Consider the following 6,325-nt stretch of genomic DNA (forward strand, 5'->3'; position numbering starts at 1 on the left):
ATGTGGGATAAAATTGAAGCGATTAATGTTTTTGATGAAACAAAGAACCATAGATATTATTTGTACAGAAAGTGGCAAGATAACAAGCCCAAAGCAACAATTGTAATGAATAATCCTGCTAGATTAAACCCGAATCCATTCAGATTAGGATCAACTCTAACCAAGATATTTGAGTTTATCGAAGAAGATTATGGCATCATGGAAGTAGTTAATTTGTATCCGATGGTTAGTGCAAAAAAGAATGAGATAAAAAAAGAACGGTATTTTGATAAGAAGAATTTTACTTTTATCAAGGATGCTGTCACAAATGCAGATACAGTAATTTTGTTTTGGGGAAAAGATAGTGTTACAAGTAAGAATAAAGATTTTATAAGCTTGTTAAGCGAGAACAGTGATAAGTTAAAATGTTTTCGATTAACAAAGTCTGGTCAACCTGACTACATATTGTCTCTTACGAAAGAAGTCCATAGATTGCAAAAGTGTTTTATTAACAATAGAGGGAAATTTGAAATTAATGAATGAAAGATTAAATTGAATGAAATTGAGGACTACTGAATGATTGGGAAAATCAAAGAATATGGAATTACATTTCGTAAAGTGATTCAAACAATGGGAATAGATGAGTTTCCACAATCTTCATTCTTTGAAAATTTTCCTAGAGGATGTTGTGGAGACACAAGTGATTTATTTGCCAAATTTCTTTCTTCACACGGAATTAGCACATATTATGTATGGGGTTTAAAAAGTGAACAAAGTCATGCTTGGTTAGAATATGAAGACATTATTATTGATTTAACTGCAGATCAATTTGATGAAATTCAAGATGAAGTAATTGTTACAACCGAAAGAAGTTGGCATAATCAATTTGTGGTTCAGAATAAGCGTTTATGTGATTTTGATGAATATAACAATTATAATGCTAATAGGCTAAGAACAATCTATAACAACATACTTAATAGAATAGAATGAATTTTAGATAATCTAACAAAAATACCACTATTTACCTATTGATTGAACAATTGGCTACATGTCAATAATGTTCATATTAAGAGGTTTTTTTATTTGGAGGATTCCTGTTAAAGAGGTGATTTCTATTCAAAAGGTAATGTACGATGGTGTTGAATGTGATTTAATTGAAGAGGAACACTACACAGTACTGAAAGTTCCTCCACGACAAGGAAGGCTAAAGGCAACCTTGAGATTTACAAAAGATCTAGATGAAAGTAACTCTACATTAGAAGAACTAAAGAAAATATATTTAATGTATTAACTTATAATGTAGATTTGAATTAGAGACTACTGCAAAAGTCGTGATTTTGAATATATCAAAGATTTTTTATGGCAAGTAAGAAATTTAGCAAATGGGTGATCAATATTTGAGAGTACTTAATGAGGAATTTGGCGAAAAACATATCTCCGAGTGGTTAATTGAACAACTTAAAAAATATCACAAAGAGAAATATGGTGAAGAAGGCGAAGTAGTATATCTAAATGACAGCGAGGATGAACAACATGACAATGGAAAAGAAGCCACACGAAGAGAATACTAGCATAAGGTATACAAAAATAAATCAAGTTATGTTTAATGACGAACTTTACGACTATACAGAGCATCCAGATGGCTCTAAAACTTTATATAAAGAAAAAGACGAAAATGGATTTAAAATCACTATCCATGTATCTGGCGATCTAGAAGATCACGAACAAGGAAAACAAGCAGTAGAGGATTTTTTTGTAAAAGGTATATTGTAACCTGAATATCAAAAAATTCATTTTAACTTTGTGTATCTCCTTTTTCTATGCGTTTATCAATAACCGATAAACTTTTCTCAAGAAACTGACTTTTAAGTTCCTTTTCTCTCTCTGGAGTAGTAAGCCATAATTCTCCATATTGCTTTGCAAAGGCCTTAAAAAGGATTTCTTCATTATCAGTTTCCTCAATTCCTAATATCTCAGACATTAGTTTAGGGTCTTCTATTATCAATCTAATTTCGCCATAAAGCTTGTTTATTCTGTCGGATGCAAGTTTCCCGGCGGTTTTATAAGTGTATGGCAAACTTGGAACGATTGAGAGAACCTTCATCCTCTGTTTTTTCTTCCCTTTACCAGTAAATATGGGTTCAGAAGTATCTTCAATGATTTCAATCTTTACTAAGTTTTCAGATTCCAAATTATCTCCCTGAATGGTTGATGAAGTAACTTCTATTCCGTTGTTAGCGAGTAGGTTATCCAGTTTTTTTAATATTAAACTCAGCACTTCAGATACTGTATTTTCCCATGAACCGTCATTTATCTTACTTGTAAGGATGTTAAATTGTTTAAACCTTTTATCGAATAATACATCGACGTGAAAAGTAACTCTAAACTTATAGACATCCCCTTCTTTAAAAAAATCTCTATTATTTAGTATGATCTTATGAAGTTTTGTTTCTATTTCCTCGTCAAAGATATCAGTATTTTCCAAAATAAATTCCAAGAAAATCTCTCCTATCAAAAGTGTCTAAGTCATTTATCCCCAATTGAGAATTATTGTATACAATATTTGATTTAGTTTTTGATTAAATAATCTAAGATGTTAAAACAATAACCGCTCACAATTGGCGGTCTTTGTCTTTCTGATGTTCAATAACATCATCAATGCGACATTCAAAATAACTGCAAATCTTATCAATAACATCTAATGAAACAATTTCATCTTTACCTAGTTTAGCTAAGGTAGAAGGGCTAATGCCAATAACTTCTTTTAAATCTGTTCTTTTCATTCCCCGTTCAATTAGTAAATGCCATAGTGGCTTATATGTAAAACCCACAGAATCACCTCCATATTTGATTATATAAAAAAAGTATGCGAAGTCAAACTTTATGTTTGACAAAAAGTATTATCAATCGTATATTAAGTACATTAAATCGAACTTATTTGTAATCAAAAGGAGGAAAATACAATGAATTATCATTACAAAGAAGCATTCTGCTACAAGGACGATAATGATGAACCATTATTCTCAGAGGTTGAACTCGAAGGGAGAGAGTTGCTACCATTCTCAGACTTAGTGGATTGGACATGCGTTGGGGCAGAAGTAATGAAAGATACATATATTCATGTAGCCGAGGGCGTATGCATATGGGAAGAAGATTTTGAATACGATGATGACACTGAAGATTTTGTGGTTATTGAAGCAGGGTACGAATTATTACAGCAGGTAGCTGCTTAATGACTCAAACAAAAAGAACAGAAAGAGAACGCCAACAACGAGAAAGACCCAGATGCGTTGTCCTCCCAAGACAATAAACGCTAACTGAGTCCATCACAAATCATACATAGGGTAAGTTAATCAGTCGCTTACCCTTTCTTTTTAATATATCACATTATACTTGAAAAGGAAGCGGATTGCCCGCTTCTTTTTGTTTATACATACGTCTGTGGCTTTCTATAGGCCAAGTACAGATGTTTTTATCAAATAAATGTATAATTACTCCTACCAAAAATAAAAACGCCATAGAAGGCGTTAAAGACGGTCAGAAATTTAATAGACAAAATAGAAATAAACTGTTTACAGGAAACAGTTGGCATGATAATATCGGGAGTGAACTCTATTTAGTAATATGAACATAGTTTCAGCATTATATCAAAACTGGTTATAACTAAATTATAGCCAATTTTTGTTCAAAGTCAACTTTTAATTAAAAATTAGAGTTGGACAATCTATAAGGATTTGTCGAACGATTCACAAAAAAACGTGAATCCTAAAAAAGTGTAAATCGGGTTTATCATCAGAATTGAAATGAGGAATACAAATCCGCTTCAGCCTAACACGTGTTGAAATGTTTACCCAAAATTGCCGATCTATAAGAACTGTTAAACCGATCTTACAATTGAAAGTGTCAGGAAATAAAGAAATGATCCAAAATAGTTAATGAAAGGAGGTATTTACCTTATTAATAAGAGGCCATGTATTCGGCAATTAAAGACGAAGGGGCAAATGAAGAATGAAGAAGAAAATGAATTTAAACTTACCAAACAATACTAGGGGGAAATTGATTGAGTACGAGAAGCAAGAAGAAAATTTACGACAATAACATTATTGATCGAGCTGATGCATGGTATGATACAATCCAAACTTTCCTTAATTGGATCAATGTCTCAGGACATGACAAAATGCAGGTAATAACAAGTGTGCTTAACGAGAATAGTAATTGTAGAACAGAACTCATTAAAGAAGAAGGTTACAGCCCTCAATTCTTTGAATGGCTGAGAGAATATTTAAGCACACCGTACTATATTAATGGTCAAAATAAGGGATCAAAAAGTAAATTGGCTGAAAATGACTATTTCTCAAGGTTATTAGAGATGTTCTCAAACTATTTACTTTTTAATGATAACTATAAGGGACTAGAACATCCGTATTACAACAAAAAAGAGTTCGAGTATCGTAGTCGAAAAAATTTAAGTGAGAGTCGGTTCCTTGAGAAAGAAGAAGTTGCAGATCAAATACCACATGAGGTAATTGATCAAGTATACTATGAAGCTGTAGTTGGAACTAAGAACAGAAAAAATAGACAATTTGTAAAATACGATAAAAGTGGTGTAAATAAGACAACCTCTAAAATTCGGTATAGCAAGGTAAAAGAGAAAATTACAGAAGTGGATAAGATGCAGTATCCACAACTTGGAGAGATATACAAACAAATCGGGTTACTTAATGAAGTATTGATAAAAGGTAAATATGAAGATGGTAGAGAGGTTGAACCAAAGATAGTCAATAGATATATCATCCAGCTCAAACGAGAAGCATTAAGCATATTAAAACATGTAAAGTATAAACAATTTCCTAAAAGTTCTATACAGGAAATCGACCTTTACGAAAACGGTAATATTGATTTTGGAAATTCAAAGCATATCAGAGCTATAATCGACAGCTATAAGAATTTGGAATCGAAAAGTAAATACAACACACAATCATATTTATTTCAATATCTTACTGATTTTAATGATCTGCTTAATAGAACAGAATTGTCTGAAGCACATAACACCATGATTCGCTTAAAAATGGATTTTGACCATTCTGATAAATACATTACTAAGAAATTAAATGATGACGGATATAAATATACTCGACAAGCGATAACTCATGCTTTAAATACTTACATACCAAAAAAGATTGCCGATCAATTTATATATGAGCAAAGGATTTTCCAAGCAAAACAGATAAAAGATGTGAATTGGACTAATTGTAATGGAGAATGTGGTAAGAACTTACCTATGACACAGTTCTTTTTCAGAAAAGGGAGAAGTAAATGTAAAAAGTGTGAGTCAAGTGAGAAGTTAAAAAATAAATTGACTAAAATTATATAAATGTGGTATCTTTGAAATTTGCGAATATACGTATCTTATTAAGTTTTTCTATCTAATAGAAGTAGGAGTAAATTTAATTTTTTATCTTGAATTAAAATATTCCAGTAATATCCAAGCCTGCTACTCATATGAGTGGTGGGCTTTTTACATAGATAACAATTCGAAAGGAGGTGAATATCACATGGAAATTAATCAGCGTGAACTATACACGATCAAGCGGAGAAAAAAGAAATTCAAACTCTCAGACATTGCATCTCATCTAAGATGTTCTGTTAGCCTGATCTCGGAATGGGAGCGGGGTAATTGCAATATGAGTAATGACAAGGTAAGGAAGTATAAAGAGTACATTGATGAAAACTAAAACTATAAAACGGAGGAATAAGACATATGAGCCTAGCATTATCAATCTCAACCAAAAAACAACACGTGATTGCAATTGATAAGGCAATAAGTGTAAAACGTGATGGTCAGTCTTATCGAGTCATAAATAAAACATGCACAAAATTTCAAATCGTTGGGAACACACTATACTTCTTTTGCGGTGATATGCTCATTGGTGAAATGTTTAAGCAAGAAATCGCAAAAGTGAAAGACCGAAGCTTGAACGGAGTTATCAATCTAGCAAAGAGTTTATGGGAAAAGTTTAATCAAGAGGATCGTATATACATTGGAGTCTACGGATTCAACGAAACAGGCGAAACAGAATTAAGTTTCTTCAGTTCTCAAGCTGATTTTGTTCCAATAACTGCAAATGGTGATGATCGAACACTTAGAGTCTCATACGGCTTCAAACAAGATGAAGCATCAAAATTACTGTCTAATTTACCTTTAAATGATGTAAAAACCGAACTCATTAATGTCATGAAAAAATTATCTTGCGAAGGGATTGGAAATGGTGTTGACTTCATCGTATTGAAAAATGACGGAATCGAACATATTTCTTCAAATGATTTAGATGAAGAGAAAAGTGAC

General features: G+C 32.1%; 9 protein-coding genes. 7 read left to right on the forward strand and 2 right to left on the reverse strand.

Annotated elements, in window-relative coordinates:
* The 4 genes from ACQCN2_RS09465 to ACQCN2_RS09480 all read left to right on the forward strand — a co-directional run bounded on the left by ACQCN2_RS09465 (position 1) and on the right by ACQCN2_RS09480 (position 1,752).
* Positions 1–522 (forward strand): DUF1643 domain-containing protein, encoded by a 522-nt coding sequence (locus ACQCN2_RS09465; RefSeq protein ID WP_426928643.1) that lies wholly within the window; start codon positions 1–3, stop codon positions 520–522.
* Positions 523–555: 33 nt separating this feature from the next.
* Positions 556–969, forward strand: coding sequence for a transglutaminase-like domain-containing protein (locus ACQCN2_RS09470; RefSeq protein ID WP_426928644.1), 414 nt, complete (start codon positions 556–558; stop codon positions 967–969).
* 392 nt (positions 970–1,361) lie between these two features.
* Positions 1,362–1,550, forward strand: coding sequence for a hypothetical protein (locus tag ACQCN2_RS09475; RefSeq protein ID WP_426928645.1), 189 nt, complete (start codon positions 1,362–1,364; stop codon positions 1,548–1,550).
* Positions 1,513–1,752 carry a hypothetical protein gene (locus ACQCN2_RS09480; protein ID WP_426928646.1) on the forward strand — a complete coding sequence of 80 codons (240 nt, stop codon included), beginning with the start codon at positions 1,513–1,515 and terminating at the stop codon, positions 1,750–1,752. The genes ACQCN2_RS09475 and ACQCN2_RS09480 overlap by 38 nt, the downstream gene beginning before the upstream one ends.
* A gap of 22 nt (positions 1,753–1,774) precedes the next feature.
* Here the strand turns inward: ACQCN2_RS09480 and ACQCN2_RS09485 are convergent, their stop codons facing one another.
* On the reverse strand, positions 1,775–2,476 hold the full coding sequence (locus ACQCN2_RS09485; RefSeq protein WP_426928647.1) for a hypothetical protein: 702 nt from the start codon (positions 2,474–2,476) through the stop codon (positions 1,775–1,777).
* A 115-nt stretch (positions 2,477–2,591) separates the two neighbouring features.
* Positions 2,592–2,810 carry a helix-turn-helix domain-containing protein gene (locus tag ACQCN2_RS09490; protein WP_426928648.1) on the reverse strand — a complete coding sequence of 73 codons (219 nt, stop codon included), beginning with the start codon at positions 2,808–2,810 and terminating at the stop codon, positions 2,592–2,594.
* Between the two features lie 132 nt (positions 2,811–2,942).
* Here ACQCN2_RS09490 and ACQCN2_RS09495 point away from each other — a divergent pair, with 132 nt between their 5' ends.
* From ACQCN2_RS09495 to ACQCN2_RS09505, 3 genes are all read left to right on the forward strand, one after another.
* Positions 2,943–3,212 (forward strand): hypothetical protein, encoded by a 270-nt coding sequence (locus ACQCN2_RS09495; RefSeq protein ID WP_426928649.1) that lies wholly within the window; start codon positions 2,943–2,945, stop codon positions 3,210–3,212.
* Between the two features lie 827 nt (positions 3,213–4,039).
* Complete coding sequence (locus tag ACQCN2_RS09500) at positions 4,040–5,353, forward strand: hypothetical protein (protein WP_426928650.1); 1,314 nt, start codon at positions 4,040–4,042, stop codon at positions 5,351–5,353.
* A gap of 387 nt (positions 5,354–5,740) precedes the next feature.
* Positions 5,741–6,325, forward strand: a 585-nt coding sequence (locus ACQCN2_RS09505; RefSeq protein WP_426928651.1) for a hypothetical protein, incomplete at its 3' end; no start/stop codon positions are given.

Origin of the sequence: Brevibacillus ginsengisoli (assembly GCF_050113715.1) — a bacterium.
Taxonomy (GTDB): Bacteria; Bacillota; Bacilli; order Brevibacillales; family Brevibacillaceae; genus Brevibacillus_H; species Brevibacillus_H ginsengisoli.

What these genes read in the sequence shown, in the direction of transcription:
- ACQCN2_RS09495 (WP_426928649.1), top strand. Translation starts at nt 2,943, where the DNA reads ATGAATTATCATTACAAAGAAGCATTCTGCTACAAGGACGATAATGAT.
- ACQCN2_RS09470 (WP_426928644.1), top strand. Translation starts at nt 556, where the DNA reads ATGATTGGGAAAATCAAAGAATATGGAATTACATTTCGTAAAGTGATT.
- ACQCN2_RS09475 (WP_426928645.1), top strand. Translation starts at nt 1,362, where the DNA reads ATGGGTGATCAATATTTGAGAGTACTTAATGAGGAATTTGGCGAAAAA.
- ACQCN2_RS09465 (WP_426928643.1), top strand. Translation starts at nt 1, where the DNA reads ATGTGGGATAAAATTGAAGCGATTAATGTTTTTGATGAAACAAAGAAC.
- ACQCN2_RS09480 (WP_426928646.1), top strand. Translation starts at nt 1,513, where the DNA reads ATGACAATGGAAAAGAAGCCACACGAAGAGAATACTAGCATAAGGTAT.